This is a genomic window from Vibrio sp. 1288 (assembly GCF_033344475.1).
In genome coordinates this window covers 1-577 of sequence record NZ_JAWPOX010000876.1, presented here as the reverse complement: position 1 = coordinate 577, position 577 = coordinate 1, and the positions used below count along the sequence as shown (strand labels likewise).

The following is a 577-nucleotide window of genomic DNA, read 5'->3' as shown; positions in this document are numbered from 1 at the left end:
CCAAATACGCTCAACGTCGTCAAACAAGCCAATATTCCGATCACCGTAGTTAACGCTAGGCTATCAGAAAAATCCTGTCAAAATTACGCAAAAGTCCAATGGCTTTTTAACCAACTTCATCCATGCTTGACGCAAGTACTTTGTCAAACGGATTCTGATGCAGAGCGATTTGAACGCTTAGGCGTCAATAAAGAGAAGCTATCGGTCACGGGCTCGATTAAATTTGATATTCAAATTTCAGATCACGTGAAGCTACAAGGCAAAGCACTTCGAGCGCAACTTGGAAAAGACCGCCCAGTATGGATTGCAGCGAGTACGCATAAAGGCGAGGATGAACAGGTATTAGAGGCACATAAACAGATTTTAGAATCTCATCCCAATGCTTTACTCATTTTAGTTCCTCGGCATCCGGAACGATTTGACGATGTTTTCACTCTTTGTAAAAAACAAGGCTTTGAAACTGTCCGTCGCACAGAAAAGCAACCTGCAGAAAACACAACGCAGATTTACCTAGGCGATACAATGGGTGAAATGCTCGTATTGATTGGTGCAGCAGACATCTGCTTTATGGGTGGCA

At 43.2% G+C, this 577-nt stretch carries 1 protein-coding gene; it reads left to right on the top strand.

Annotated features, from left to right (window positions below; genetic code table 11):
- The coding region (locus tag R8O11_RS29850) for a glycosyltransferase N-terminal domain-containing protein (RefSeq protein ID WP_318195210.1) at positions 1–577 on the top strand (577 nt) is incomplete at both ends.